We start from the raw sequence: 25,077 nt of genomic DNA on the forward strand, positions 1-25,077 counted from the left end.
GCACGGCCAAGGAGGCCGGCGGGCCCATCGAACCCCCTCGACCGGACCAGGACAAATCTGAAGAAGTCCTGAAACGGGCCCGAGGCCTTACCCTCGTCCCCATGAGCTGGACGCGGGCGCTGAAGCACACCGTCCGCACGGGCATGGCGATCGAGCGCACGCCTCTGGAACCCCTCATCGCCCTGCGCGCGACCGTCGGCCTCGCGCTCGTCATCGCCGCCGGGCTCGCACTCCTCGGGCCCGGCGCCGCCGCCAGTTCAGCGTTCGGTGCCTTCATGGCCGCGATCGCGACCTTCCAGCCGAGCTGGCGCCCGCGTCCGGTGCTCGCCCTCTCCTCCGGGCTGACGCTGGCGGTGTCCACCTTCGCCGGCTACCTCGTCGGCGCCTCGAACACCGCGCTGTTCCTCGCCCTGCTCGCCGTCTGGACCTTCCTCGCGGGCCTGATGTGGGCCGCGGGGGCCACCGCCGGGATCATCGCCTCCGGCAACGTCGCGATCATGCTCGTCACCGTCACCCTGCCGACCTCCGTGCCCCAGGCCGCCGGGCACGCCGCGATGATCGCCGCCGGCGGGGTGGTCCAGGCGCTGCTCATCGTGCTGTTCCCGATCCGCCGCTGGGGCGCCCACCGCGACGCCCTCGCCGACGCGCTCGCCGGGGAGGCCGACTACGCCCGGCGGCTGCGGCAGGACCCCGTCGCGCCCTTCGACCCGCAGCCCCTGATGAAGGCGCGGGACGCCGCCGCCGTGACGGTGCGCCAGGCCCGGCGGCGGCCCGCCGAGCTGCACGGGGCGCGGGGGCTCGCGGAGCGGATCCGTCCGGTGTTGGCCTCGCTCGCCGATCCCGCGGTCGGGGCGCCCGCCGAGGGGCCGGCCCGCGACCGGGCGCGGGAACTGCTGGCCGCGGCGGCGGAGGTCCTGGACGCCGCCGCGCGGGCGATCCGTCAGGGCGAGCCGGTACGGCTGCCCGGGCCCTCGCTGGCCGTGCTGAAGGCGCCGGACCTGGGCGATGTCCTCACCGGCCCGGCGCTGCGGGCCGCGCGTCGGCTCGCCGCCCTGCTGGACGACGTACTGGAGACGGCCGAGCCCGGGTCCGGCCGCACGGCGGATCCGCAGGCGTCGATGCTGCGGCCGCCCCTGCGGGCGCTGGTGCCGGTGGTCCTGAGGGCGGTACGGGCCGAACTGCGCCCGGGGTCGCCCGTGCTGCGGCACGCGGTGCGGCTCACGGCGGCGGCCTCGGCGGGCTACCTGATCGGGCAGGCGCTGCCGTTCGGGCACGGCTACTGGGCCCCGATGGCCTGCGTGATGGTGATGCGGCCCGACTTCACCCAGACCTACGCGCGGGCCGTCGCCCGCTTCGGCGGGACGCTGGTCGGGGTCGCGGTCGCGACCGCGATCGTGCAGCTCGCCCAGCCGGGGATGTACCTGTCGGGCCTCCTCGCGGTGGTCAGCGCGGGGCTGATGTACGTGCTGATGCGCACCGGGTACGCCGTCGCGCAGGTCTTCGTCTCCGCGTACGTCGTCTTCCTGCTCGGCATGGGCGGGGTGCGCTGGGACCAGACCGTGCCCGACCGCGTCGCCCTCACGCTGGTCGGCGGGCTGCTCGCGATGCTCGCGTACGCCGTCTACCCGGCCTGGGAGACCCCGCGGCTGCGGAACCGGCTGGCCGACTGGCTCGCCGCCGTCGGGCGGTACGCGGCGGCCGTGCTCGGCCAGTACGCCGACCCGGCCGGGGCCCGCCCGGCCGATGTGCGGGCGGCGCTGCTGGCCACCCGGGACGCCCGGATCGCCTGGCAGGAGACCCTGGACCGGGCCGCCGGGGAGCCGGTGCGCCACCGCGGGCTGTCCCGGGCCGCCGCCGACGGCGCGGGTGACGCCGTGGCCGCGCTGGGCCGCAACGCCATGCTGCTGGAGGCCCACGTCCCGGACCGGAGCCAGGCCCCGGTGCCGGGCGCGGCCGCGCTCGCGGAGGCTCTGCGGAGCTCGACGGAGGCGGCGGCGAAGGCCGTGCGGGAGCGCCGGGTACCCGAGTGGGACACCGTCCGCACCCTTCTGACCAGCTGGGACGCCCCGCAGGCAGGGGTGTTGCGGGGAGCCGCCGGGCAGCTGCTGGACGCGCTGGACGAGGTCTCCGAGGCGCTGCGCCCCTGAACTGTGATCAAGGGACCACTGCGCGTGCACGTGCATCTGCCCATGCATGCGCTTATGAACACAGCTATGATCCGGTGGAGTTGACATCTGCACTATCGGGGGCTTCCTGTGGACCACGCGTACAACGGGATGGCAGCTGCAGAACTCGACGGCGTGACCTGGCAGAAGAGCAGACACAGCAACTCGCAGGGATCCTGCGTGGAGTTCGCCAAACTGCCGGGCGGCGCCGTCGCCGTGCGCAATTCACGCTTTCCGGACGGTCCGGCGCTCGTGTACACGCCGGCCGAGATCGAGGCGCTGCTGCTGGGCGTCAAGGACGGCGAGTTCGACCACCTGATCGCCTGAATCGCTGCCCGAAGGGCCGCATGAGGGAACAGCGCTCTGATCGCGCCATGCACGTGCACTGGCCGGGACTGATCTAAATGATCAACCCCGGCCAGCTGTCGTTTGTCTGGTGATTCGTCCCCTGGCCGGAATCCGGTCAGTCCTGGAGCATGAACAGCGCCCAGACCACCTTGCCGGTCAGCCGCCCCGCGAGCGGGTGCCAGCCCCAGCTGTCGCTGTACGAGTCCACCAGGAACAGCCCGCGCCCGGACTCCAGGTCGCAGTTCTCGTCCGTCCGCTCGGGCGTGAACGAACCCCCCGGCCGGTCCTCGCTGGGATCGCGCACCGCGCACACCAGCCGCGTGCTCCACCTCATCAGATGCAGCCGTACCGGTGCCTCCGGCTCGCCCGCGGCGCGCGCGTCGTCCGGCAGGGCATGGCGCAGCGCGTTGGTGACGAGTTCGGAGACGACGAGGGCCACGTCGTCGAAGCGGTCGTCCAGGCCCCACTGGGACAGCGTGGACCGGGTGAACGAACGGGCGCCCCGCACCGCCTCGTAGCGGGCGGGCAGAGCGCAGGAGGCGGACCCGGAGACAGCCGTGGGGTCGACCGGGGGAAGCCCCTGCCGTAACGGCTCGAGCATGGTCGATCCATTCGTCCCCATGCGAGGCACTCCCGGGATTCGCGGACTGAGCGGTGACTCTGTCCAAAAAGAACTGCGGGGTGGGTCCGGCGCCGGCGCGATGAGCACGCAGGTGCGCGGGGACCATCGTTCCGAATGCGGAAGTCAGATGCAAGGGCAGATGCACGTGCACGCGCCGGACCTGTCCACTCCCGTGATGGTTCTTGCTCATTTCTTCCTACGCATACTTACGGACTTCTTTTCCGGGACGCCGGATTCCGTTACAGAACGAGTACGGACCGATGCGTTTTGGTGGCAGACTGCGGGCCCAGGGGTACGGGGGCCCCGCGACGCACACGGCACGCACGCGTAGACCAACGCGCAACCATCGCGATGGGGAGGGCAGGACAAGTGACCGCAGAAGCCAGCGGTTCTGTGGTGCGCCGCATCCTCCTGGGCTCGCAGCTCAGGCGACTCCGAGAATCCCGCGGCATCACCCGTGAGGCGGCCGGCTACTCGATCCGCGCATCCGAATCGAAGATCAGCCGCTTGGAGTTGGGAAGGGTGAGCTTCAAGGCCAGGGACGTCGAGGACCTCCTCACGCTCTACGGGGTCACGGACGGCGCGGAGCGGGAGTCCCTTCTGGGGCTGGTCCGCGAGGCCAACGCGGCGGGCTGGTGGCACAGTTACGGCGACGTGCTGCCCAACTGGTTCCAGACGTACATCGGGCTCGAAGGCGCGGCCTCGCTCATCCGCATCTACGAAGTCCAGTTCATCCACGGTCTGTTGCAGACCGAGGCGTACGCCCACGCCGTCGTCAAGCGCGGCATGCCCGGCGCCGGCTCCGCCGAGATCGACCGCCGCGTCGCGCTGCGCCTGGAGCGGCAGAAGGTCCTCGTCTCCGAGAATGCCCCGGTCTTCCACGCCGTCCTCGACGAGGCGGCACTGCGCCGCCCGTACGGCGACCGGGAGGTCATGCGGGGACAGCTGGAGCACCTCATCGAGGTCTCCCAGCGCCCCAACGTCCAGCTCCAGGTGATGCCCTTCTCCTTCGGCGGCCACGCGGGCGAGAGCGGAGCCTTCACCCTGCTCCGGTTCCCCGAGTCCGACCTCCAGGACATCGTCTATCTGGAACAGCTCACCAGCGCCCTCTACCTGGACAAAGAAGAGGAAGTGGCGCAGTACGGAAGGGCGATGGAGCGGCTCCAGGCCGACTGTCCCGACCCCGACCGGACGCGAGATCTCCTGCGCGGTCTGCTCCAACTGTCTTGATTCGCACGTAGTATGACGTCTGATCAGTGCATGACGACCGATCGGTCTCCGGTGCAGCGCACGGGTGCGCGCTCGCAGTAAGGGATGGCATGTCCATATTCACCGACGTGGCTCACCAGTACATAGATGGCGAATGGCTGGCCGGAACCGGTTCGTGGGACATCATCGACGTCAATCCGTACAACGGTGAGAAGCTGGCGGCCATCACCGTGGCCACCGTCGAGCAGGTGGACCAGGCCTACCGCGCCTGCGAGCGGGCCCAGAGAGAATGGGCCGCCACCAGCCCGTACGCGAGACGCGAGATCCTCGAACGCGCCCTGCGGATCACCGAGGAGCGCGAGAAGGAAATCGTCGAGGCGATGATCGACGAGCTCGGCGGGACGCGCCCCAAGGCCGAGTACGAGGTCTACCTCGCCAAGGAGTTCATCCGCGAGTCGATCCAGCTGGCCATCCGCCCCGAGGGCCGGATCCTCGCCTCGCCCGTCACGGGCAAGGAGAACCGGGTGCAGCGCCTCCCGGTCGGCGTGATCACCGTGATCAGCCCCTTCAACTTCCCGTTCCTGGTGACCCTGAAGTCGGTCGCCCCGGCGCTGGCGCTGGGCAACGCGGTCGTGATCAAGCCGAACCAGAACGCCCCGGTGGTCGGCGGCGGGCTCATCGCCAAGATCTTCGAGGACGCCGGGCTGCCGGCCGGGCTGCTCAACGTGCTGGTCACCGACATCGCCGAGATCGGCGACGCGCTGCTGACCCACCCCGTCCCGAAGGTGATCTCCTTCGCCGGCTCCGACCGGGTCGGCCGGCACGTCGGCGCGGTCGCCGCCCGGCACTTCAAGCGGACGGTCCTGGAGCTCAGCGGCAACAGCGCGCTCGTCGTCCTGGACGACGCGGACCTCGACTACGCGGTGGACGCGGCCGTCTTCAGCCGCTTCGTGTACCAGGGCCAGGTCTGCATGGCCGCCAACCGGATCCTCGTGGACGCCTCGATCGCCGAGGAGTTCACCGAGAAGTTCATCGCGCGGGTGCGGAGCCTGAAGACCGGCGACCCGCACGAGGCCGACACCCAGATCGGCCCGCTGATCAACTCCTTCCAGGCCGACGCCCTGACCGCGCTGGTGGACCGCGCGGTGGAGGCCGGCGCGCAGGCGCTCGTCCGGGGGTCTACGCGCGGCAACCTGGTGGAGCCGACCGTGCTGGCGGGACTGCCCGAGGACTCCCCGCTGCTGGGCCAGGAGATCTTCGGCCCGGTGGCGCTGCTGGTGGTCTTCGACGGCGAGGAAGAGGCCGTACGGCTGACCAACGCCACCCCGTACGGGCTGAGCGGCGCCGTGCACACCCGGGACGTGGAACGCGGGGTCCGGTTCGCGCAGCGGATCGAGACGGGGATGATCCACGTCAACGACTCCACCATCGGGGACGAGCCGCTGGCGGCGTTCGGCGGGGAGAAGGCCTCGGGGCTGGGCCGGCTGAACGGCGACGCCACGGTGGAGGCCTTCACCACCCAGAAGTGGATCTCGGTCCAGCACGGGCGCAGCCACTTCCCGTTCTAGCGGTGGTGCGCGGGGGGTTCCGTCGAAAGGCGGAGGGTCGCGCCCAATAGAGGACAGGAACTGACCGCAACCCTCCGTAGCGTGGTTCTTGTCAGCACGAGACACCCACGCGAAGGCGGTTGGTCAGCATGGTCACTCACGTTCCCTCCGAGTCCTACGGCGACGAGCGCGGCGCGCTCCTGTCCTTCGTGGAGGCCCAGCGCGGCGGGCTGCGCCGCTCGGTGCTCGGCCTGAGCGAGGAGCAGGCCGCGAGCCGCCCGAGCGCGAGCGAGCTGTCCCTGTCGGGGCTGCTGAAGCACGTCGCGGAGTGCGAGCTCAACTGGCTGCGGCTGGCGCAGCAGCGGCCGAACGAGCTCCAGCGCACGGAGGAGACCTGGGGCGACAGCTTCCGCCTCGTCGGCGAGGAGACGGTCCCGCAGATCCTCGCGTTCTGGGACGACGTGGCGGCGCAGACCGCCGAGTTCGTCGCCGGCCTGCCCAGCCTGGACGAGAGCTTCCCGCTGCCGCCCGCGCCGTGGTTCCCGAAGGACGGCAAGGTCTCGATGCGCTGGATGCTGCTGCACCTGGTGGAGGAGTTCGCCCGGCACGCGGGCCACGCGGACATCGTCCGGGAGTCCCTCGACGGCAAGACCGCCTTCGAGCTGGTGGCGCAGGCCGCCGAGACGGCGTAGGGGCCCTTCGACGGGGCTGGATAGCCTGGCTCCATGTCAGCGACGCGGCTTCTCGTCCTCGGGGCGGTCCGGCAGCACGGGCGGGCGCACGGCTACCAGGTGCGGGCCGACCTGGAGTACTGGGGCGCCCACGAGTGGTCGAACCTCCAGCCCGGCTCGATCTACCACGCGCTCAAGCAGATGGCGAAGCAAGGCGTCCTGCTCGCGCACGAGGTGGCGCCGAGCGCGGCGGGCGGGCCGCCGCGCACCGAGTACGAGGTGACGGCCGCCGGGCGCGAGGAGTTCTTCCGGCTGCTGCGGGAGGCGCTGGCCGCGTACGACCAGAAGACGGACGTGCTCTCGGCGGCGCTCGGGTTCATGGTGGACCTGCCCCGCGCGGAGGTGCTGGGGCTGCTGCGGGAGCGGCTGGCCCGGCTCGGCGCGTGGCGCGCGGCCGTGACGGAGTACTCCGCTCCGCACGGCGCCCCCCGTGCGCCGGGCCACATCGGGGAGATCACGCACCGCTGGGTCCACTCGGCGGACGCCGAGGCCGACTGGACCCGGGGCCTGATCGCCCGTATCGAAGGCGGCGCGTACCGCTTCGCGGGCGAGGGCGGCGACCCGTTCGCGGCGGAACCCGGACCGGGACTTGCACCTCACGCCACGTGAGGGACCACGGTGAGGGGCGTACCCAACCAGAGGAGCGGGACGAAATGAGCTACTCCGTGGGCCAGGTCGCCACGTTCGCCGGAGTCACGGTGCGCACCCTGCACCACTACGACGAGATCGGGCTGCTCTCCCCGAGCGGCCGCAGCCACGCGGGACACCGGCGTTACGACGACGCCGATCTCGACCGGCTGCAGCGCATCCTGTTCTACCGGGAGCTCGGCTTCCCGCTCGACGAGGTCGCGGTCCTGCTGAACGACCCGGACTCGGACCCGAGGGAGCACCTGCGCCGGCAGCACGCCCTCCTGTCCGACCGGATCGCCCGGCTCCAGCGGATGGCCGAGGCCGTTGAGAACGCCATGGAGGCACACCGAATGGGCATCAACCTCACGCCCGAGGAGAAGTTCGAGGTCTTCGGGGACCACGACCCCGACCAGTACGCCGAGGAGGCGGAGCAGCGCTGGGGCGGCACCGACGCGTACAAGGAGTCCGCCCGGCGGGCGGCCACGTACACGAAGGACGACTGGAAGCGGATCCAGGCGGAGATGGAGGACCTCAACCGACGGCTCGGCGACCTGATGGCGTCGGGCGCGGCGGCGGACTCCGCCGAGGCCATGGACCTCGCCGAGGAGCACCGCGGCTGGCTGAGCCGCAACCACTACGACTGCCCGTACGAGATGCACGTCTGCCTGGGTGAGATGTACGTCGCGGACGAGCGGTTCACGGCCTTCTACGACGCCGTCCGGCCCGGTCTGGCGGTCTTCGTGCGGGACGCGATCCTCGCCAACGCGGTCCGCGGCGTGTAGCCGGATCTTCGCGACATCGTCTTGTGACGGCCCCCTCGGGTACCTGGAACCCGGTGGGGGCCGTGTGCGTTGATAATTGAGACCACCGTCTTGTCCGCCTGCCTGTCCGCAGACACCCGCACATGTCCGCAGAACCCCGCAGACCCCCCGATCCAGGAGAGCCCGGAACTCGTGTACACGCTTGCGCTCGGCCCTGAGTGGCTGTCCCCGGACTATCTGATCTCGCACTTCGGCCTGATCGGCATCCTGGTCATCGTCTTCGCCGAATCGGGACTGTTCGCGTTCCTGCCCGGCGACTCCCTGCTGTTCACGGCGGGCCTGCTGGTCGCGAACGGCGAGTACATCAAGCAGCCGCTGTGGCTGGTCTGCACCCTGATCGTGGCCGCCGCGATCATCGGTGACCAGGTCGGCTACATGATCGGCAAGTTCTTCGGCCCGAAGCTCTTCAACCGCCCGAAGTCCAAGGTCTTCAAGCGGGAGAACCTGGACAAGGCGCACGAGTTCATGGACAAGCACGGCCCGAAGGCCATCGTGCTCGCCCGTTTCGTCCCGATCATCCGCACCTTCGCGCCGATGGTCGCGGGCGCCGGGTCGATGAAGTACCGCACCTTCCTGACGTACAACGTCATCGGTGGCATCGGCTGGGGCGCGGGCATCACGATCGCGGGCTACTGGCTCGGCCAGATCGACCTGATCAAGAACAACATCGAGGCGATCCTCGTCCTGATCGTCCTCATCTCCCTGATCCCGGTGATCTTCGAGGTGATGAAGGCCCGCAAGGAGGGCAAGGCGGCCGCCGCGGCGGCGCCGGCCGGCGGCCCCGCGGAGCCGCAGGGCCAGGGCCAGCGCGGCCGCCACGCGAAGCGCTGACGCGCTGCCCGTACTTCTCGTCCGTACGCCCCGGAGACCCGCCAGAGTCTCCGGGGCGTACGTGTTCCCGGCCGGGGCCGTGCAGAGCTGCGCAGAGCTGTTCGGAGCAGCTCAGAAGCCGCGGGTCCGCTTCGCCGCGCGGCGCTTGGCGGCGCTCGCCGCCCCCGGGATGCGCATGAACAGGCGCGAGGCCTCCGACCCGAGGTTGACCCCGATCGCGATGGCCAGGGCGATGGCGGCGGCGTTCGTCAGCGAGCCCAGGCCCTCGTTGAGCTTGTCCTCGGCGATCAGCAGCAGCCCGTAGTACGTCGCCGAGCCGGGCAGCAGCGGGCCGATCGCGGCGGTCACGTACGGGAGCGCGGAGGCGAACCGGTAGCGCGAGAAGAGCTGCCCGAACAGGCCGACCAGCCCGGCGGCGATGGCGGTGGAGGCGACCGGGGCGATCCCGCCCGCGTAGTGCAGGGCCCCGTACGTCACCCAGGCGACCGCGCCGTTCAGGGTCACGATCCACACGGTGGAACGTTCCTGCTGGAGCAGGATCGCGAAGGTGAACACCAGCACCATCGACGCCGCGATCTGGATCAGCGGCCGCTCCGTGATCAGGAGGGCCTCCTCCGGATTGAGCGTGGCGCCCAGCTGGAGGCCGAGGTAGAGCACGACCAGCACGCCCATGATGATGCCGATGAAGAGGTACATGACCTCCAGCAGGCGGGCGGATGCGGTGATGTAGAAGCCGGTCAGGCCGTCCTGGACGGCCGCGACCAGGGCCCGCCCGGGCAGCAGGGCGAACAGCCCGCCCGTGATCACGGCCGAGGCCCGGACGTCGATCTCGGCCAGCTTCAGAGCCACCCCGAGGCACGCGGGCGGCATCGCGGCGGCGACGAACTGGTAGAACTCCGGAAGCCCGCGGCCGGCGCACAGCCAGGCGAGCCGGTCGCCGAGGACCGCCCCGATCGCGGCCGCGAAGAAGACGACCACGCCACCGCCGACCAGCGTCGACGCGGCCCCGGCGAGCAGTCCGGCGGCGGTGGTCAGCATCCAGCCGGGGTACGGGTGCCGGTTGCGGCGGATCTCGGCGAGGCGGCGGTACGCCTCTTCGAGGGAGATGTCGATCCCGGGGTGGCTGATGTCGTCCACGAGCCGGAACACGGCCGAGAGCCGGGTGTAGTCGGTGCCCCGGCGGCGCACCGTCCGGTTCGCCGAGACGGGGTCGTCCACCAAGGACGGCTGGTGCGTGATGGACAGCAGCGTGAACGTGACGGTGGGCTCGCAACGGTCCAGCCCGTAGCTGCGCGCCACCGCGAACATGGCGGCCTCGACGTCCTCGGCGCCCTCGCCTCCCGCGAGCAGCAGCTCGCCGATGCGGAGGGTGAGGTCGAGTACGCGGCCCACGGCGGGCCCGCTCTCGCTGAGCCGCTGCGCGGGCTCGGGGACGGGGCGGACGTCGACCGGCATGCGGAGCATGGTGCGCATGCGGTCCTGCCAGGGGGACTCCGTCATGCGGGACACCGGGAAGCCGTGGGCGGGGGTGTAGGCGGCCGGGGAGTACTGGGCGCTGTAGGTGGCGGGCGGCGCGAACGCCGACCCCTCCGGCTCGGGCGGCTGCGCGGCGAGCCCGTCGGGCACGGAGAACTCGGAGGTCGGCTGGTCCTCTTCGACCCCCTCCGCCTCGATCCCGGCCGGGGAGGTGAAGGCACTGTGCGCCTCGTCGGATTTCGGCTTCCGGTCCTCGACGCCCCCGGATCCCTCGCCCTCCGCCACGCGTCCTCCAGTCCTGGCCAGCCCGGGTATCAGTATGCGGATCCGTTTCCTCCCCGGCGAAACGACGCCGGACGGCGGACCCGCACCGGGACACGACGACGGGCGGCGCCCCCTCCATGAGGGAGCACCGCCCGCGGTGTCACGGGGGCAGCGGGAGGTCCCGCTCACCCGTTGCCGAGCGGCCGGCTCAGTGGTGGCCGCCCTGCGCCTCCAGGCGCTTGTACGAGGCCTCGATCTCGGCCTCGGCCTCGGTGCGGCCCACCCAGTTGGCGCCCTCGACCGACTTGCCCGGCTCCAGGTCCTTGTAGACCTCGAAGAAGTGCTGGATCTCCAGGCGGTCGAACTCCGACACGTGGTGGATGTCGCGCAGGTGCTCGACACGCGGGTCCGAGGCCGGCACGCACAGCAGCTTGTCGTCGCCGCCCGCCTCGTCCGTCATGCGGAACATGCCGATCGCGCGGCACTTGATGAGGCAGCCGGGGAAGGTCGGCTCGTCCAGGATGACCAGCGCGTCCAGCGGGTCGCCGTCCTCGCCGAGGGTGTTCTCGACGAAGCCGTAGTCCGCCGGGTAGCTGGTGGAGGTGAAGAGGCGACGGTCCAGACGGATCCGGCCGGTCTCGTGGTCCACCTCGTACTTGTTCCGCGAACCCTTGGGGATCTCGATGGTGACGTCGAACTCCACGTCCTGCTCCTCCATGCTTCGGGACTGCATTGATACAGATGCGTGCGCGTCCGTCCCAGCCCTGCCGGGTGGGGTGCCATGCTCGCGGCAAGACGCAATGGTTAAGTGTCCCTCACGCATATCCGTGATCGCGAAAGGGGCTGGTCCGAGGTGCCCTTGGTCAAGACGTGGCAGCTCATCGCGGCATCGGCCGTCGCCGGCCTCGTCCTGTCGGCCGCGACGGTCTCCGCCGCAGGTCCCTGGGACTCCGGCCAGCGTAAGGCCGAGCGGGACAAGGCCGCCTCCTGGAGCCGGACGGGTGGCGCAGATCACGGCTCCGAGCCGCTCCCGGAGGCCGCGCCCAGCGCCCCGGCGGTGCTTTCCGGCCTCCCCGCGGCCCGCCGGGCCGGAAAGCAGGCGGGCCGGCAGTCCGGCTCCGGCTCCGACGCCCTCGCCGAGGCGCTGCGGCCGCTGCTCGCCGATCCCGCGCTCGGAGCGGTCCGTGCCGCCTCGGTCGTCGACACCGCGACCGGGCAGGTGCTGTACGAGGCCAAGCCGCGCGAGGCGATGACCCCCGCCTCCACCACCAAGATCGCCACCGCGACGGCGGCCCTGGCCGCGCTCGGCCCCGAGCACCGCTTCCGCACCACCGTGACCCCCGGCGCCGGGCCCGGGCAGATCATCCTGGTCGGCGGCGGCGACCCGTCCCTCACGGCGAGGAAGAAGCCGCCGGCCGGCTCCGGGGGCAGCCTCGTCGCCCTGGCCGCCGACACCGCCCAGGCCCTCAAGGCGGCCGGCACCGACAGCGTGAGCCTCGGCTACGACGACTCGCTCTACTCCGGCCCCGCCCGCCACCCGATCGGCCTCAACCCCAACATCGCGCTGCTGACCGCGCTGACGGCCGACGAGGCCCGGACCAACGACTCGCTCTCGGGCCCCGTCGCACGGTTCCCGGACCCCTCCGGAGAGACCGCCCGGGCCTTCGCCGAGCTGCTCAAGGAACGCGGCATCAAGGTCACCGCCGCACCCGCCAAAGCCAAGGCCGCCGCGGACGCCGAGCCGCTGGCCACCACCCTGTCCACGCCGCTCGGCGGCCTCGTCGAGCGGATGCTGACCAACAGCGACAACGACATCGCCGAGGCCCTCGCCCGCCAGACCGCCCTCGCCTCCGGGCAGCCCGGCAGCTTCGAGGGCGGCGAGAAGGCCGTCGCCGCGCGGCTCGCCGCGCTGGGCATCGACACCACCGGCTCCCGCTTCGCCGACGGCAGCGGCCTGGACCGCGCCGACAAGGTCAGCGCGGGCCTGCTGACCGCGCTCCTGGCGAAGGCCGCCGACCCGCAGCGGCCCGAACTGCGGCCCGTCCTCACCGGACTGCCCGTCGCCGGGTTCAGCGGCACCCTGCGGGGCCGGGGCGGCGGCGACTCCCCGGCCGCCGGGCTGATCCGGGCCAAGACCGGCACCCTCTCGGGCGTGAACTCCCTCGCGGGCACCGTCGTCGACCCCTCCGGCCGGCTCCTCGCCTTCGCGTTCCTCACGGCCGACACCCCGGGCCCCGAAGGCGCCGAGAGGGCGCTCGACAAGCTGGCGGCCACCGTCGCGAGCACGCGCTGAGGGGGTCCGCCGCGGCGCCGGTCCACGTACGGTTGACGCATGACGAGCATCGGTGGTGCGGAGATGGTCGACTGGAACCTCGCGGTGGCGACGGCGACCCGGCTGGTGCGGCCGGGTCCGGAGGTCAGCCGCGACGAGGCCCGGGCCGTGGTGGCGGAGCTGCGCAGGCACGCCAAGACCTCTGAACGGCACGTGCGCGAGTACACGCGGATGGTGCCCGAGAACGCGGCGGTGCAGGACACGCCCGTCCTGGTCGTCGACCGGGCCGGCTGGGTCAAGGCCAACGTGGCCGGCTTCCGGGAGCTCCTCGGCCCCCTGCTCGGCAAGATGCAGGACCGCCGCGGCAATCCCCCCGGCGGCGCCGTGCTCGGCGCGGTCGGCGGCAAGGTCACCGGCGTCGAGCTGGGCATGCTGCTCAGCTTCCTGGCCTCCCGGGTGCTCGGCCAGTACGAGACCTTCGCGCCGGCGGCGCTCGACCTGCCGGGCTCGGCCACCGGCGGGCGACTGCTCCTCGTCGCCCCGAACATCGTGCACGTGGAGCGGGAGCTGGGGGTGAACCCGCACGACTTCCGGCTGTGGGTGTGCCTGCACGAGGAGACGCACCGTACTCAGTTCACGGCCGTGCCCTGGCTGCGGGACCACCTGGAGGGCGAGATCCAGACGTTCCTCGGCGCCACCGAGATGGACCCGATGAACGTACTGGAGCGGCTGCGCGAGGCCGCCCAGTCCTTCGCGGGCGCCCGGCCCGCCGACGAGCAGGGTGACGACGGGCGCTCGCTGGTGGAGCTCGTGCAGACGCCCGAGCAGCGCGAGGTGCTGGGGCGGCTCACCGCCGTCATGTCCCTGCTGGAGGGGCACGCCGACTACGTGATGGACGGGGTCGGGCCCGGCGTGGTGCCCTCGGTCGCCGAGATCCGCGAGAAGTTCCAGCAGCGCCGGGCGAGCGGCGCGGGCCGGCTGGACGCCGCGCTGCGCAAGCTGCTCGGGCTGGACGCGAAGCTGCGGCAGTACCGGGACGGGGAGCGGTTCGTGCGGGCCGTCGTCACCGAGGTCGGGATGGACGGCTTCAACCGGGTGTGGACCTCCCCGAACACCCTGCCGACGAAGGCGGAGATCGCCAAGCCGGCGGACTGGGTGGCCCGCGTGCACGGGAAGTGACGGCGTGTACGGGAAGTGACGGCGCGCGCCCGAGGCGAAAACGACAAGTAAGGCGACCGAGAGTGACTCGGGACGCGTAAACGTGTCTCACTGGGGGAAGAAGCGTCACCCTTCCGAGGGACCGTGGGGCGTGGAAGGGCGTGCGATGCTCGGGGAACGGCTCGGCTCTGTCACCATCGACGCACTCTGAGTGACAACTCCCGGCACGCACCACACCCCGAAGCCTCCGAGGCATCCGAGGCATCCGAACTTCACCGAAGGGCACCGGACATGGGTCCCCATCCTGCGGTCGCGGCGATACGCCTGGCGGTCCGCCGCGTACTCCACGACGTCCTGACCGACCTCACCGACCGTCCCGCCGACGGCCGCGACCCCGTCGGCACCCCCGGCGGCGCCCCGCCGCTCGTGCTCGTCGCCTGCTCCGGCGGCGCCGACTCCATGGCGCTCGCCTCCGCCCTCGCCTTCGAAGCCCCCAAGCTCGGCATCCGGGCCGGTGGCATCACCGTCGACCACGGCCTCCAGCCCGGCTCGGACCTGCGCGCCGCCGAGGTCGTCACCCGCATGACCGCGCTCCGCCTCGACCCGGTGGAGTCCGTCGCCGTGCGCGTCGGCCGCGACGGGGGCCCCGAGGCCGCCGCCCGCGACGCCCGCTACGGCGCCCTCGACGAGGCCGCCGACCGGCTCGGGGCCTGCGCCGTGCTGCTCGGCCACACCCGGGACGATCAAGCCGAAACCGTCCTGCTCGGCCTCGCCCGCGGTTCCGGCATCCGCTCCCTCTCCGGCATGGCCGAGGTCTCCGGCGGGCCCGGCCGTACGAACCGCTACCGGCGCCCCTTCCTCCAGGTCGACCGGCAGACCGCCCGCAAGGCCTGCATGGTCCAGTCCCTCCCCGTCTGGGACGACCCGCACAACGCCGACCCCGCCTACACCCGCTCCCGGCTGCGCCACGAGGGACTGCCCGCCCTCGAGAAGGCACTCGGCAAGGGAGTCGTCGAGGCGCTCGCCCGTACCGCCCAGCTCTCCCGCGACGACGCCGACGCCCTGGACTCCTGGGCCGCCGAGGCGGAGACCGGCGTACGGGACGCCGACGGCCGGCTGGAGTGCGCCAAGCTGTACGCCCTGCCCCCCGCCGTCCGCCGCCGCGTGCTGCGCCGCGCCGTGGTCGCGGCCGGTTCCCCGGCGGGCTCCCTCTTCGCCCGCCACATCGAGGAAGTCGACCGCCTCATCACCGGATGGCGGGGTCAGGGCGCCATCAACCTGCCCGGCCGGGTGGAGGCCCAGCGGCAGGGTGGCAGACTTGTCATCCGGCAGGGCTGATTGGTGCTGAACCACGGCTGAGTCCTCCGGGGCACCCCCGGAGCCCCGGCCGTCGACGAAAGTGATGCGGGTGGACGAGAAGGACATGGGCGACGACCTCCAGTCGGTGCTCATCACCAAGGAAGAGATCGACGCGAAGCTGGCCGAGCTGGCCGCGAAGATCGACGCGGAGTACGCGGGCAAGGACCTGCTCATCGTCGGTGTGCTCAAGGGCGCGGTGATGGTGATGGCGGACCTGGCGCGTGCCTTGTCCACCCCCCTCACCATGGACTGGATGGCGGTGTCCTCGTACGGCGCCGGGACCCAGTCCTCGGGTGTGGTCCGGATCCTCAAGGACCTGGACACCGACATCAAGGACAAGCACGTCCTGATCGTCGAGGACATCATCGACTCCGGTCTGACGCTGTCCTGGCTGCTGTCGAACCTGGGCTCCCGCCAGCCGGCCTCCCTGGAGGTCGTCACGCTGCTGCGCAAGCCCGACGCCGCGAAGGTCGCGATCGACGTGAAGTGGGTCGGCTTCGACATCCCCAACGAGTTCGTCGTGGGCTACGGCCTCGACTACGCGGAGAAGTACCGCAACCTGCCGTTCGTCGGCACGCTCGCGCCGCACGTCTACGGCGGCTGACACGCACCCGCGCCCTCGGGTCCCCGACGGGAACCTGAGGGCGTCGCCCGCCGTTGGAGCATGCGAAGGCGGGTTTGTCAGCCGTCCCACGAGGCCGCGGGTGACAATTCAGGGGTACATTCCGAAGAACAGTCTTTACTCACAGCAGCATTTACCTACGGGCAGGAGGGACGGGGTGCTCAGCGCCCCGTATGGATGGACGTGAAGCGATACTTCCGTGGGCCGGTCATGTGGATCGTGCTGGCCGTCCTCGCCGTGGTCGTGTTGATGAACGTCGTCGGCTCCGGCGGCGGCTACAAGTCGGTGGAGACCAGCGAGGTCATCAAGGCGATCAACAGTGGCCAGGTGGACAGCGCCAAGCTGACCACCGGTGACAGCCAGATGATCAAGATCGAGCTGAAGAAGGGCCAGAAGCTCGGCGACAACGACGGCACCAAGTTCCAGGCCAACTACATCGGGGACCAGGGCGTTCAGCTCGCCCAGAACCTCCAGACCAAGTACGAAGCGGGTCAGATCCCGGACGGGTACACCGTCTCGCCGGACAAGACGAGCCCGTTCCTGAGCGTGCTGCTCTCGCTCCTGCCCTTCGTCCTCATCGTCGTGGTCTTCCTGTTCCTGATGAACCAGATGCAGGGCGGCGGCTCCCGGGTCATGAACTTCGGGAAGTCCAAGGCCAAGCTCATCACCAAGGACACCCCGAAGACGACGTTCGCCGATGTCGCGGGCGCGGACGAGGCCGTCGAGGAACTCCACGAGATCAAGGAGTTCCTCCAGGAGCCGGCGAAGTTCCAGGCCGTCGGCGCCAAGATCCCCAAGGGCGTGCTGCTGTACGGCCCGCCCGGCACCGGCAAGACCCTGCTCGCGCGTGCCGTCGCGGGCGAGGCCGGTGTGCCCTTCTACTCGATCTCCGGTTCCGACTTCGTCGAGATGTTCGTCGGTGTCGGTGCCTCGCGTGTCCGCGACCTGTTCGAGCAGGCCAAGGCCAACGCGCCGGCGATCGTCTTCGTCGACGAGATCGACGCCGTCGGCCGGCACCGCGGTGCGGGCCTCGGCGGCGGTCACGACGAGCGCGAGCAGACCCTCAACCAGCTGCTCGTCGAGATGGACGGCTTCGACGTCAAGGGCGGCGTCATCCTGATCGCCGCGACGAACCGTCCCGACATCCTCGACCCGGCGCTGCTGCGCCCGGGCCGCTTCGACCGGCAGATCGCGGTCGACCGGCCCGACATGCAGGGCCGTCTGGAGATCCTCAAGGTCCACCAGAAGGGCAAGCCGGTCGCTCCGGACGTCGACCTCTCGGCCGTCGCCCGCCGCACCCCCGGCTTCACGGGTGCCGATCTGTCCAACGTCCTGAACGAGGCCGCGCTGCTCACGGCCCGCTCGGACCGGAAGCTGATCGACAACCACATGCTGGACGAGGCGATCGACCGCGTCGTGGCGGGCCCGCAGAAGCGGACCCGGATCATGTCGGACCGGGAAAAGAAGATCACCGCGTACCACGAGGGCGGTCACGCCCTGGTCGCGGCGGCCTCCCCGAACTCCGACCCGGTCCACAAGATCACGATCCTGTCCCGCGGCCGGGCCCTGGGCTACACCATGGTCCTGCCCGACGAGGACAAGTACTCGACCACGCGCAACGAGATGCTCGACCAGCTCGCGTACATGCTGGGCGGGCGCGCGGCCGAGGAGCTGGTCTTCCACGACCCGACCACGGGCGCGGCGAACGACATCGAGAAGGCCACCGCCACGGCGCGGGCCATGGTCACGCAGTACGGCATGACCGAGCGTCTCGGTGCGATCAAGTTCGGCGGCGACAACACCGAGCCGTTCCTGGGCCGCGAGATGTCGCACCCGCGGGACTATTCGGAAGAGGTCGCGGCGCTGGTCGACGAAGAGGTCAAGAAGCTCATCGAGACCGCGCACAACGAGGCCTGGGAGATCCTGGTCGAGAACCGCGACGTCCTCGACAACCTCGTCCTCGCGCTGCTGGAGAAGGAGACGCTGAACAAGGAGCAGATCGCCGAGATCTTCTCGACGATCGTGAAGCGTCCGGCCCGCCCCGCGTGGACCGGCTCCTCCCGCCGCACCCCGTCGACCCGTCCGCCGGTGCTCTCTCCCAAGGAGCTCCAGCTGACGAACTCGGCGAACGGCACCTCGGCGGCGAGCTCGCCGGTCGTGTCGGTGGAGAAGGCCCCGGAGCCCTCCCCTGAGGATCGCCCCGAGTAATCGGCGGTCGACCCCTCCGGAATGGATGCCGCGCCCCCCAGGTTCTAGCCTGGGGGGCGCGGCACTTTCACGTGCCCGCGAGCGCGAGTGCACAGGCACACAGGAACGAGGATGAGATGACCGACCCAGTGACCCTGACCGGTGGCGAGGGCACGATCGGCGAGTTCGACGAGAAGCGCGCCGAGGCGGCCGTCCGAGAGCTCCTGATCGCGGTCGGCGAGGACCCGGACCGCGAGGGCCTCCTGGAGACCCCGGCGCGTGTGGCGCGGGCGTACAAGGAGATATTCGCCGGCCTGTACCAGCGGCCCGAGGAAGTCCTGACGACCACCTTCGACCTGGGTCACGACGAGATGGTCCTGGTCAAGGACATCGAGGTCATGTCGAACTGCGAGCACCACCTGGTGCCGTTCCACGGTGTGGCCCACGTCGGCTACATCCCGTCCACCGACGGCAAGATCACCGGGCTGTCGAAGCTGGCCCGCCTCGTGGACGTGTTCGCCCGCCGCCCGCAGGTGCAGGAGCGGCTGACCACGCAGATAGCCGACTCCCTCATGGAGATACTGGACCCGCGCGGGGTCATCGTGGTCATCGAGTGCGAGCACATGTGCATGACCATGCGCGGCGTCCGCAAGCCGGGCGCGAAGACCATCACCTCGGCGGTCCGCGGCCAGCTCCGCGACCCCGCGACGCGCAACGAGGCCATGAGCCTGATCATGGCCCGCTGACGGTCGCGGGGGCGTCCCTCTGAGAGGACCGCGGGCCGGGGCCGCTGCGGCTCTGGGAGTGGCTGGGGCCCCGCCACTCGTTCTGATCACCCGGCCAGAGCCCTCTAGAGTGTGCTGCTGAAGATCGTCAGGGGCCGTCCGGGGTGGGTGGCTCCGCTACGGGGGAGTCGGTCAGTGGTGCGCGCTCGTACGGTTTCGGCCCAGTGGATACGGGGTGGGCTCGCGCTCGCCTGTGGCGGTGTTCTCGTCGGCTGCGGGGGGTCTGCGGAGGGCGGGAAGGCCGGCTCCGCGGCGCCGGCAGCGCCCGCCGCGCCCGCGGCGTCTACGGCGGCGTCCGGGGCCGCCTCCGCATCCGCCTCCGCCGCGCCGTCCGCCGCGCCCTCGGCCGGTGGCGCGGACCGGCTCGCGGGGCGGGGGCCGGTGCTGGAGGCGAAGCGCGCGGAGTACCGGCACTCCGTGCGGATCGTCGGTGCCGAGATCAGCCCCAACACCCCCGAGGAGCCGGCGCCGAGCGGGCTGACGTACATCCAGCTCGTGCTGCGGGTCACCGGCGAGCCGGGCCGGCAGCTCAAGGCCCCGAAGCCGTCCGGTCACTGGGTCGTGGAATTCGACGGCTGCGAGGCGGCTCGGCAGAAGAATTCCAAGGTGACCTGCGCCTACGTGGACGGCGCCACGAACTACTACACCCGCGCCGACATGGAGACGGACGAGTTCGGCCCGGGAGTGGACAGCAAGTTCGGCGGAACCCTGGAGGCGGACACGCCGTACTGGATCCGGGCCTGGCAGCTCGTTCCGGAGGGCGCGGACCTGTCCAAGGCCAGGTTCTGTGAGTGGCGGATGGGGTCCGCGACCAACGACAACTGCATCCCCGTCGGCGAGATCACCGCCAAGAAGCCCGCCCCGGCCCCGGCCGGGTGAGTCAGGCGCGGGCCGGGGAGTCCGCGGTGGGGTCGTCGTCGTCCTCGGGGAGCTTCAGGACGTGCTCCAGGAAGAGGGCGGCGGCGATGACGGCCGCGCCCGCGACCACCGAGGCGCCCGCGTACCAGGTCTGGTCGCGGCGCGCCGGGACGTCCAGGGCCTCGGTGAACAGGAAGACGCCCACGCCGCCGTACATGCCCGCCACGAGCGCCGCGACGAGCGCGCTGGCCTGGCCGAAGACCACCGCGCGGGCCGCCATCAGCGGCTCGACGCCCTTGGCGCCCGGGCGCCGCTCGCGCTGGGCCTTGAGGCGGGTGCGCAGCGACAGCGCCGTGGCGAACAGCACCACCGCGATGACGGCCAGGACGATCGGCGCGGCCAGCGGGACGCCCGGCAGCGTGCCGTAGGCGTTCCACAGGCGGGCGCCGGCCCACGAGAGCACCCCGGCGACCACGAAGATGCCCGCCAGGACCGCCGGCCTCAGTTGCTTCACGTGCCCGTTCCCCGCTTTCTGAGCCGATTCGTCAGCAGTGAACAGGCTAACGACTACTCGGGGAGGTGGAGTTCCAGGTCGGGGCGCGCGGTCACTCCGGTCAGGCCGACTTCGGCCAGCAGCGCGGCGACCGGGCCGCGGCCGGGGATCTGGGCCTCGGGGTCGATGTCGTGCCACGGGGCCAGGACGAAGGCCCGCTGGTGGGCCCGCGGGTGCGGGAGGGTGAGGACGGGGTCGTCGGAGACGACCTCGGCGTACGTGACGATGTCGACGTCGATGGTGCGCGGGCCCCAGCGCTCGTCGCGGACGCGGTCGAACGCCTCCTCGATGGCGTGGCCGCGTTCCAGCAGCGAGGACGGCGGCAGGGTCGTCTTCAGCGCGACGACCGCGTTGAGGTACGAGGGCTGCGAGCCGGGCGCGACGCCCCAGGGCTCGGTCTCGTAGACGGGGGAGACGGCCTTGACCCGCAGGCCCGGCGTGTCGCCGAGGGCGTCGATGGCGCCCTGGAGGGTCTCCAGCCGGTTGCCGAGGTTCGAGCCGAGCGCGATCACGGCCCACTTGGGGTTGGACAGGGTGACGTCCGCCGCGTCGACCGTCTCGACGACGGACGCCGGTACCGGCTGGACGGTGGGGTCGCTCTGGGCGTTCAGTCCGTTGTTCACGCGCGGCTCCGGGTGATCGTGATGGTCACGTCGTCGAAGGGGACGGTGATGGGCGCGTCCGGTTTGTGGACGACGACCTCCACCTGCGCCACGGCGTCGTGCTTGAGGCACTGCTGGGCGATCCGCTCGGCGAGGGTCTCGATGAGGTCCACGGGCTCGCCCTGGACCACGTCGACGACTTCCTCGGCCACGACGCCGTAGTGGACGGTCTTGGCCAGGTCGTCGCCGGCCGCGGCCGGGCGGGTGTCGAGGTGCAGCACCAGGTCGACGATGAAGGTCTGGCCTTCCTCGCGTTCCCGGGGGAAGACGCCGTGGTGCCCGCGAGCCTTGAGGCCGCGCAGCGCGACACGATCCACGCGAATCACTCCTGTTTCGTAGGTTCTTCCGGTCCCGGGACTCCCCGGGGCCATGGGCCTACGCCGAGTGCGGTCGGCGTCGTCCACCTTCGAATTTACCTGCGGCAAACCCCCTGCCCCGCCCGAGGGGTCAGTCCGTGTCCTCTTCGTCCTCATCTTCGGAGTCCGTAAGGACCGGTGAACCGTGGTGGGACCAGAGCAGCCAGCCTCCGGATGTGCGACGGAACACATTCGTGGCGACGACCAGCTGGCCGACGAGCGGGCCGAGCTCGCCGCCGTCCTGGGCGGGCCCGCCGCTGAGGATGTTCTCCGTACACGTGACCAGTGCGGTGTCACCTATGACGGCCACTTTGGTGTCGGTGAGGAAGAACTGGATGTACTCCGTGTGGGACATGATCAGCGCGTAGGAGCGCAGCACCTCGCCGCGGCCGGAGAGCACCGGCCAGCCCGGGTGCACGCAGGAGATCTCGTCTTCGAGCCAGAGCGCCGACAGAGCGTCGAAGTCCCCCCGCTCCATCGCCTCGTAGAAGGCCGTGTTGGCCTCTTCGACGGCTTCGATGTCGGTACGGCTCACCGTGCCCCTTTCCTGCCCGTACGGGTGCTGCCGCGGGTCGCGGTCCGGACGGGTGTCCGGATCACAGAGCCCCTTCCACGGCGCGGGCCACCCGAACCGCGTCGGCGGTGGCCCGTACCTCGTGGACCCGTACGGCCCAGGCACCCTGGTGGGCGGCGATGGCGGAGACGGCGGCGGTGGCCGCGTCGCGCTCGCGGGCGGGCGGCACGGCGGCGCCCGCGGCGGCGCCGGCCAGGACGCGGCCGAGGAACCGCTTGCGGGAGGCGGCGACCAGCAGCGGGAAGCCGAGGGCGCGGAGCTCGGGGAGGTGGGCGACGAGGGCCAGGTCGTGCTCGGCCATCTTGGCGAAGCCGAGGCCGGGGTCGACGAGGAGCCGCTCGGGGGCGATGCCGCCGGAGACGACGGTGTCGATGCGGGTGCGGAGCTCGGCGGTGACCTCGGCGAGCACGTCGTCGTAGACGGCGAGGCTGTTCATGTTCTCGCTGAAGCCGCGCCAGTGCATGACCACGAACGGCACCTCGGCGGCGGCGACGGCCGGGATCATGCCGGGGTCGGCGAGGCCGCCGCTGACGTCGTTGACCAGGGCCGCGCCGGCGGCGACGGCCTGCGCGGCGACGGATGCGCGCATGGTGTCGACGGAGACGACGACGCCTTCGGAGGCGAGGCCGCGCACGACGGGGACGACGCGGCGCAGCTCTTCCTCCTCGTCGACGCGGGGGGCGCCGGGGCGGGTGGACTCACCGCCGACGTCGACGAGGTCGGCGCCCTCGGCGACGAGGTCGAGGCCGCGCTTGACGGCCGCCGTGGTGTCGAACCAGCGGCCGCCGTCGGAGAAGGAGTCGGGGGTGACGTTGACGACCCCCATGACCCCGCAGCGGTCCCAATCCGGCAGCCCTGTGACCCGGCCCCTGTCGGCGACCGCGCGGTGCGTGTTCATGGACTCAAGGGTAGGCCGCCGTCCCTGGCCGGGAGGAACGAGGCAGTCCGGGCGCCTGCGCCCCCGGCCCGGGCTCCCCGGCCCGGGCTCCCCGGCCCGGGCTCCCCGGGCCGGGCTCCCCGGGCCGGGCTCCCCGGGCACGGCCGGACGGGTCCGGCGGGCGGGGAGAGCTCCCGGACACGGGGCGGCCCGCGGCGGGAGCGACGCGGGTCGCGTCCCGGCGCGGGCCGTGGGGTCGGGGGTGAGCCCGGCGGCAGGTTCCGCCCGGCCAGGGCCTAGGCGGCGGCGATCTCGCGTTCCTTCTGGGTCGGGACCGCCGTCACGTGGGTGTGGGCGCAGGTGCGGACCGGCTTGGGGCGGCGGCGGCTCGCGAAGAGGCGGGGGAGGGCCAGGGTGACGAAGCCCTCCGCCTGCATCGCGGCGAAGCCGATGCGCGGCAGGTCACGCGTCGTGCGGAACACCACGAAGCGCGGCTCCCAGCGGGGCTTGAACTTCGCGTTGAACTTGTACAGCGACTCGATCTGGAACCAGCGCGACAGGAACACCAGCAGGCTGCGCCACATCCGCAGCACCGGCCCGGCGCCGATCTTCTCGCCGCGCGCGAGGGCCGAGCGGAACATCGCGAAGTTGAGCGAGACCTTCTCGATGCCCAGGGACGGCGAGGCCTCCAGGGAGGCGACGATCAGCAGCTCGTTCATGCCGGGGTCGGCGGCGCGGTCGCGGCGCATCAGCTCCAGCGACATGCCGTCCTTGCCCCACGGCACGAAGTGCAGCACGGCCTTGAGGTCGCCGAACGGCGAGGTGTCGCCCTCCTCCACCCGGTGCGCGGTGGCGATGAAGCAGTCGCCGTCGCCCGGGTCGCCGACCCGGCCCAGGGCCATCGAGAAGCCCCGCTCGGTGTCGGTGCCGCGCCACGCGTCGGCCGCGCCGCGCACCTGCTCCAGCTCCTCCTCGGTCAGCTCGCTGACCCGGCGGACCTTGGTGGTGTAGCCGTTGCGCTCGATGCGCTTCACCATCTGGCGGACATTGCGCATGGCCCGGCCGGAGAGGGAGAAGTCTTTGACATCGACAATCGCCTCGTCACCCAGCTCCAGGGCGTCCAGCCCGGTCTCGCGGGTCCACACCTCGCCGCCGGTCTCGCTGCACCCCATGACCGCCGGCGTCCAGGAGTGCGCCTTGGCCTCCTCCATGAACCGCTCGATGGCGCCGGGCCAGGCCTCGACGTCGCCGATCGGGTCGCCGGAGGCGAGCATCACGCCGGAGACGACGCGGTAGGTGACGGCCGCCTTGCCGCTGGGGGAGAAGACGACGGCCTTGTCGCGGCGGAGCGCGAAGTGGCCCAGCGAGTCGCGGCCGCCGTGCCGGGCCAGCAGCTCGCGCAGCTTGACCTCGTCGTCGGCGGTGAGCCGCGCGGCCGGGTGCTCGGGGCGGAACGCCAGGTAGATCGTGGTCAGGGCGGTCAGCATGCCGAGGGCGCCGAGCGAGTAGCCGACGATCCAGGAGACCCGGCCCGCGTAGTCGACGGGTCCCTCGAAGCCGAACAGCCCGTAGACGACGTGGCTGATCTGCTCGTAGACGCCGGGGTTGCCGACGACCTTGCCCGGGTGGGAGTTGACGATGACCAGCCCGAGGCCGATCGAACCGGCGCTCATCAGTACGAAGTTCGCGAGCGCCTTCCAGCGGCTGCGCGGGTCCGGCAGCGCCTTGAATTCACCCTGGTGGCGCAGCAGCAGCGCGAGGAGCGCCGCCGCGATGACCACGCCGATGACCGAGTGCCGGTACGTGAACTGCGCCACGGCGCCGGCCGGCAGCAGCACCACGGCCGCCCGCCAGGCGCGCCGCTTGCGGCGCTTGAGGCCGTGCGCGAGCAGCAGCAGCAGTACGCCCGCGCTCAGCGCGAGGGCCGCCGCGAAGGGGCCGAGGGAGCCGGGGAGCACCTCGGTGACCGCGTGGAACCTGCTGTGCCGGAATCGCGGGAACACCCCTGCCGCGATGTCCAGGAGGCCGACGACCGTGACGGCCATACCCACCAGGCCGGGCACGGTTTCCGGTCGTGGTCCGCGCAAGATTCGCCCCGCCCGACTCGGAACCTGTCCGGACTTATCGCCATCTATCCTGCTAGACATCGCTTCCCGTTGCTCCGCGAGAG

General features: G+C 71.5%; 23 protein-coding genes and 1 pseudogene. 15 read left to right on the forward strand and 9 right to left on the reverse strand.

All coding sequences use genetic code 11. From position 1 onward, the window contains the following. Positions 1-101: 101 nt before the first annotated feature. Positions 102-2,147 carry an FUSC family protein gene (locus tag OG982_RS16565; protein ID WP_266786055.1) on the forward strand — a complete coding sequence of 682 codons (2,046 nt, stop codon included), beginning with the start codon at positions 102-104 and terminating at the stop codon, positions 2,145-2,147. Between the two features lie 129 nt (positions 2,148-2,276). After that, complete coding sequence (locus tag OG982_RS16570; protein ID WP_051696354.1) at positions 2,277-2,492, forward strand: DUF397 domain-containing protein; 216 nt, start codon at positions 2,277-2,279, stop codon at positions 2,490-2,492. A gap of 136 nt (positions 2,493-2,628) precedes the next feature. Here OG982_RS16570 and OG982_RS16575 read toward each other — a convergent pair whose 3' ends face one another. Continuing rightward, on the reverse strand, positions 2,629-3,135 hold the full coding sequence (locus tag OG982_RS16575; RefSeq protein ID WP_266786051.1) for an ATP-binding protein: 507 nt from the start codon (positions 3,133-3,135) through the stop codon (positions 2,629-2,631). A gap of 351 nt (positions 3,136-3,486) precedes the next feature. Between OG982_RS16575 and OG982_RS16580 the strand changes: the two genes are divergently transcribed. The 6 genes and pseudogenes from OG982_RS16580 to OG982_RS16605 form a co-directional block, all read left to right on the forward strand. Continuing rightward, positions 3,487-4,365 carry a helix-turn-helix transcriptional regulator gene (locus OG982_RS16580; protein WP_266786049.1) on the forward strand — a complete coding sequence of 293 codons (879 nt, stop codon included), beginning with the start codon at positions 3,487-3,489 and terminating at the stop codon, positions 4,363-4,365. A gap of 89 nt (positions 4,366-4,454) precedes the next feature. Beyond that, positions 4,455-5,912 (forward strand): aldehyde dehydrogenase family protein, encoded by a 1,458-nt coding sequence (locus OG982_RS16585; RefSeq protein WP_266786047.1) that lies wholly within the window; start codon positions 4,455-4,457, stop codon positions 5,910-5,912. Positions 5,913-6,040: 128 nt separating this feature from the next. Then, positions 6,041-6,583 carry a DinB family protein gene (locus OG982_RS16590; RefSeq protein ID WP_266786045.1) on the forward strand — a complete coding sequence of 181 codons (543 nt, stop codon included), beginning with the start codon at positions 6,041-6,043 and terminating at the stop codon, positions 6,581-6,583. Between the two features lie 33 nt (positions 6,584-6,616). Continuing rightward, positions 6,617-7,231 carry a PadR family transcriptional regulator gene (locus tag OG982_RS16595; RefSeq protein ID WP_266948801.1) on the forward strand — a complete coding sequence of 205 codons (615 nt, stop codon included), beginning with the start codon at positions 6,617-6,619 and terminating at the stop codon, positions 7,229-7,231. A gap of 44 nt (positions 7,232-7,275) precedes the next feature. Continuing rightward, entirely contained in the window at positions 7,276-8,034 is a 759-nt protein-coding gene (locus OG982_RS16600; protein WP_266786042.1) for a MerR family transcriptional regulator, read from the forward strand. Between the two features lie 171 nt (positions 8,035-8,205). Beyond that, a pseudogene (locus OG982_RS16605) lies at positions 8,206-8,844 on the forward strand (VTT domain-containing protein); the annotation flags it as partial. Between the two features lie 171 nt (positions 8,845-9,015). Here OG982_RS16605 and OG982_RS16610 read toward each other — a convergent pair. Continuing rightward, positions 9,016-10,665 carry a threonine/serine exporter ThrE family protein gene (locus tag OG982_RS16610; RefSeq protein ID WP_266786040.1) on the reverse strand — a complete coding sequence of 550 codons (1,650 nt, stop codon included), beginning with the start codon at positions 10,663-10,665 and terminating at the stop codon, positions 9,016-9,018. A 187-nt stretch (positions 10,666-10,852) separates the two neighbouring features. Continuing rightward, on the reverse strand, positions 10,853-11,347 hold the full coding sequence (locus tag OG982_RS16615) for an inorganic diphosphatase (RefSeq protein ID WP_008742522.1): 495 nt from the start codon (positions 11,345-11,347) through the stop codon (positions 10,853-10,855). 150 nt (positions 11,348-11,497) lie between these two features. On the opposite strand from OG982_RS16615, the gene dacB reads away from it, so the two are divergent. The 7 genes from dacB (at position 11,498) to OG982_RS16650 (ending at position 19,906) form a co-directional block, all read left to right on the forward strand. Further along, positions 11,498-12,937 (forward strand): D-alanyl-D-alanine carboxypeptidase/D-alanyl-D-alanine-endopeptidase, encoded by a 1,440-nt coding sequence (gene dacB, locus OG982_RS16620; protein WP_266786038.1) that lies wholly within the window; start codon positions 11,498-11,500, stop codon positions 12,935-12,937. 39 nt (positions 12,938-12,976) lie between these two features. Beyond that, positions 12,977-14,095, forward strand: coding sequence for a zinc-dependent metalloprotease (locus OG982_RS16625; protein WP_266786036.1), 1,119 nt, complete (start codon positions 12,977-12,979; stop codon positions 14,093-14,095). A 270-nt stretch (positions 14,096-14,365) separates the two neighbouring features. After that, the gene (gene tilS, locus OG982_RS16630; RefSeq protein ID WP_266786034.1) at positions 14,366-15,412 is read left to right on the forward strand and encodes a tRNA lysidine(34) synthetase TilS; all 1,047 of its coding nucleotides are present in this window, start codon (positions 14,366-14,368) and stop codon (positions 15,410-15,412) included. A 64-nt stretch (positions 15,413-15,476) separates the two neighbouring features. Continuing rightward, entirely contained in the window at positions 15,477-16,037 is a 561-nt protein-coding gene (gene hpt / locus OG982_RS16635) for a hypoxanthine phosphoribosyltransferase (protein ID WP_037794157.1), read from the forward strand. Positions 16,038-16,232: 195 nt separating this feature from the next. Then, a complete protein-coding gene (gene ftsH / locus OG982_RS16640; RefSeq protein ID WP_266948803.1) occupies positions 16,233-18,263 on the forward strand; it encodes an ATP-dependent zinc metalloprotease FtsH in 2,031 nt (676 codons plus the stop codon). Positions 18,264-18,379: 116 nt separating this feature from the next. Beyond that, positions 18,380-18,988: a GTP cyclohydrolase I FolE gene (gene folE, locus OG982_RS16645; RefSeq protein ID WP_073797943.1), complete on the forward strand. Its 609-nt coding sequence runs from the start codon at positions 18,380-18,382 to the stop codon at positions 18,986-18,988. A gap of 177 nt (positions 18,989-19,165) precedes the next feature. Next, positions 19,166-19,906, forward strand: a complete 741-nt coding sequence (locus OG982_RS16650; protein ID WP_266786027.1) for a hypothetical protein — start codon at positions 19,166-19,168, stop codon at positions 19,904-19,906. A gap of 1 nt (position 19,907) precedes the next feature. On the opposite strand, the gene OG982_RS16655 is transcribed toward OG982_RS16650, so the two are convergent. From OG982_RS16655 to OG982_RS16680, 6 genes are all read right to left on the reverse strand, one after another. Next, complete coding sequence (locus OG982_RS16655) at positions 19,908-20,399, reverse strand: DUF3180 domain-containing protein (RefSeq protein WP_266786025.1); 492 nt, start codon at positions 20,397-20,399, stop codon at positions 19,908-19,910. Positions 20,400-20,452: 53 nt separating this feature from the next. Beyond that, positions 20,453-21,061, reverse strand: a complete 609-nt coding sequence (gene folK / locus OG982_RS16660) for a 2-amino-4-hydroxy-6-hydroxymethyldihydropteridine diphosphokinase (protein WP_266786023.1) — start codon at positions 21,059-21,061, stop codon at positions 20,453-20,455. Then, a complete protein-coding gene (gene folB / locus OG982_RS16665; RefSeq protein WP_037794153.1) occupies positions 21,058-21,417 on the reverse strand; it encodes a dihydroneopterin aldolase in 360 nt (119 codons plus the stop codon). Before folB ends, folK begins: the two co-directional genes overlap by 4 nt. Positions 21,418-21,547: 130 nt before the next feature. After that, the gene (locus OG982_RS16670) at positions 21,548-21,991 is read right to left on the reverse strand and encodes a nuclear transport factor 2 family protein (protein ID WP_266786020.1); all 444 of its coding nucleotides are present in this window, start codon (positions 21,989-21,991) and stop codon (positions 21,548-21,550) included. 61 nt (positions 21,992-22,052) lie between these two features. Continuing rightward, the gene (folP, locus tag OG982_RS16675; protein ID WP_266786018.1) at positions 22,053-22,928 is read right to left on the reverse strand and encodes a dihydropteroate synthase; all 876 of its coding nucleotides are present in this window, start codon (positions 22,926-22,928) and stop codon (positions 22,053-22,055) included. Positions 22,929-23,203: 275 nt separating this feature from the next. Further along, a complete protein-coding gene (locus OG982_RS16680; RefSeq protein WP_266786016.1) occupies positions 23,204-25,054 on the reverse strand; it encodes a phosphatidylglycerol lysyltransferase domain-containing protein in 1,851 nt (616 codons plus the stop codon). Positions 25,055-25,077: the final 23 nt, after the last annotated feature.

This window comes from Streptomyces sp. NBC_01551 (assembly GCF_026339935.1).
GTDB lineage: Bacteria > Actinomycetota > Actinomycetes > Streptomycetales > Streptomycetaceae > Streptomyces.

Bases quoted from the DNA above. Each gene is read 5' to 3' on its own strand.
- hpt (WP_037794157.1), top strand. From the start codon at position 15,477: ATGCGGGTGGACGAGAAGGACATGGGCGACGACCTCCAGTCGGTGCTC.
- OG982_RS16680 (WP_266786016.1), bottom strand. From the start codon at position 25,054: ATGTCTAGCAGGATAGATGGCGATAAGTCCGGACAGGTTCCGAGTCGG.
- tilS (WP_266786034.1), top strand. From the start codon at position 14,366: ATGGGTCCCCATCCTGCGGTCGCGGCGATACGCCTGGCGGTCCGCCGC.
- OG982_RS16580 (WP_266786049.1), top strand. From the start codon at position 3,487: ATGGGGAGGGCAGGACAAGTGACCGCAGAAGCCAGCGGTTCTGTGGTG.
- ftsH (WP_266948803.1), top strand. From the start codon at position 16,233: ATGGACGTGAAGCGATACTTCCGTGGGCCGGTCATGTGGATCGTGCTG.
- folP (WP_266786018.1), bottom strand. From the start codon at position 22,928: ATGAACACGCACCGCGCGGTCGCCGACAGGGGCCGGGTCACAGGGCTG.
- OG982_RS16570 (WP_051696354.1), top strand. From the start codon at position 2,277: ATGGCAGCTGCAGAACTCGACGGCGTGACCTGGCAGAAGAGCAGACAC.
- OG982_RS16565 (WP_266786055.1), top strand. From the start codon at position 102: ATGAGCTGGACGCGGGCGCTGAAGCACACCGTCCGCACGGGCATGGCG.
- OG982_RS16590 (WP_266786045.1), top strand. From the start codon at position 6,041: ATGGTCACTCACGTTCCCTCCGAGTCCTACGGCGACGAGCGCGGCGCG.
- OG982_RS16600 (WP_266786042.1), top strand. From the start codon at position 7,276: ATGAGCTACTCCGTGGGCCAGGTCGCCACGTTCGCCGGAGTCACGGTG.
- folE (WP_073797943.1), top strand. From the start codon at position 18,380: ATGACCGACCCAGTGACCCTGACCGGTGGCGAGGGCACGATCGGCGAG.
- OG982_RS16585 (WP_266786047.1), top strand. From the start codon at position 4,455: ATGTCCATATTCACCGACGTGGCTCACCAGTACATAGATGGCGAATGG.
- OG982_RS16595 (WP_266948801.1), top strand. From the start codon at position 6,617: ATGTCAGCGACGCGGCTTCTCGTCCTCGGGGCGGTCCGGCAGCACGGG.
- OG982_RS16625 (WP_266786036.1), top strand. From the start codon at position 12,977: ATGACGAGCATCGGTGGTGCGGAGATGGTCGACTGGAACCTCGCGGTG.
- OG982_RS16575 (WP_266786051.1), bottom strand. From the start codon at position 3,135: ATGGGGACGAATGGATCGACCATGCTCGAGCCGTTACGGCAGGGGCTT.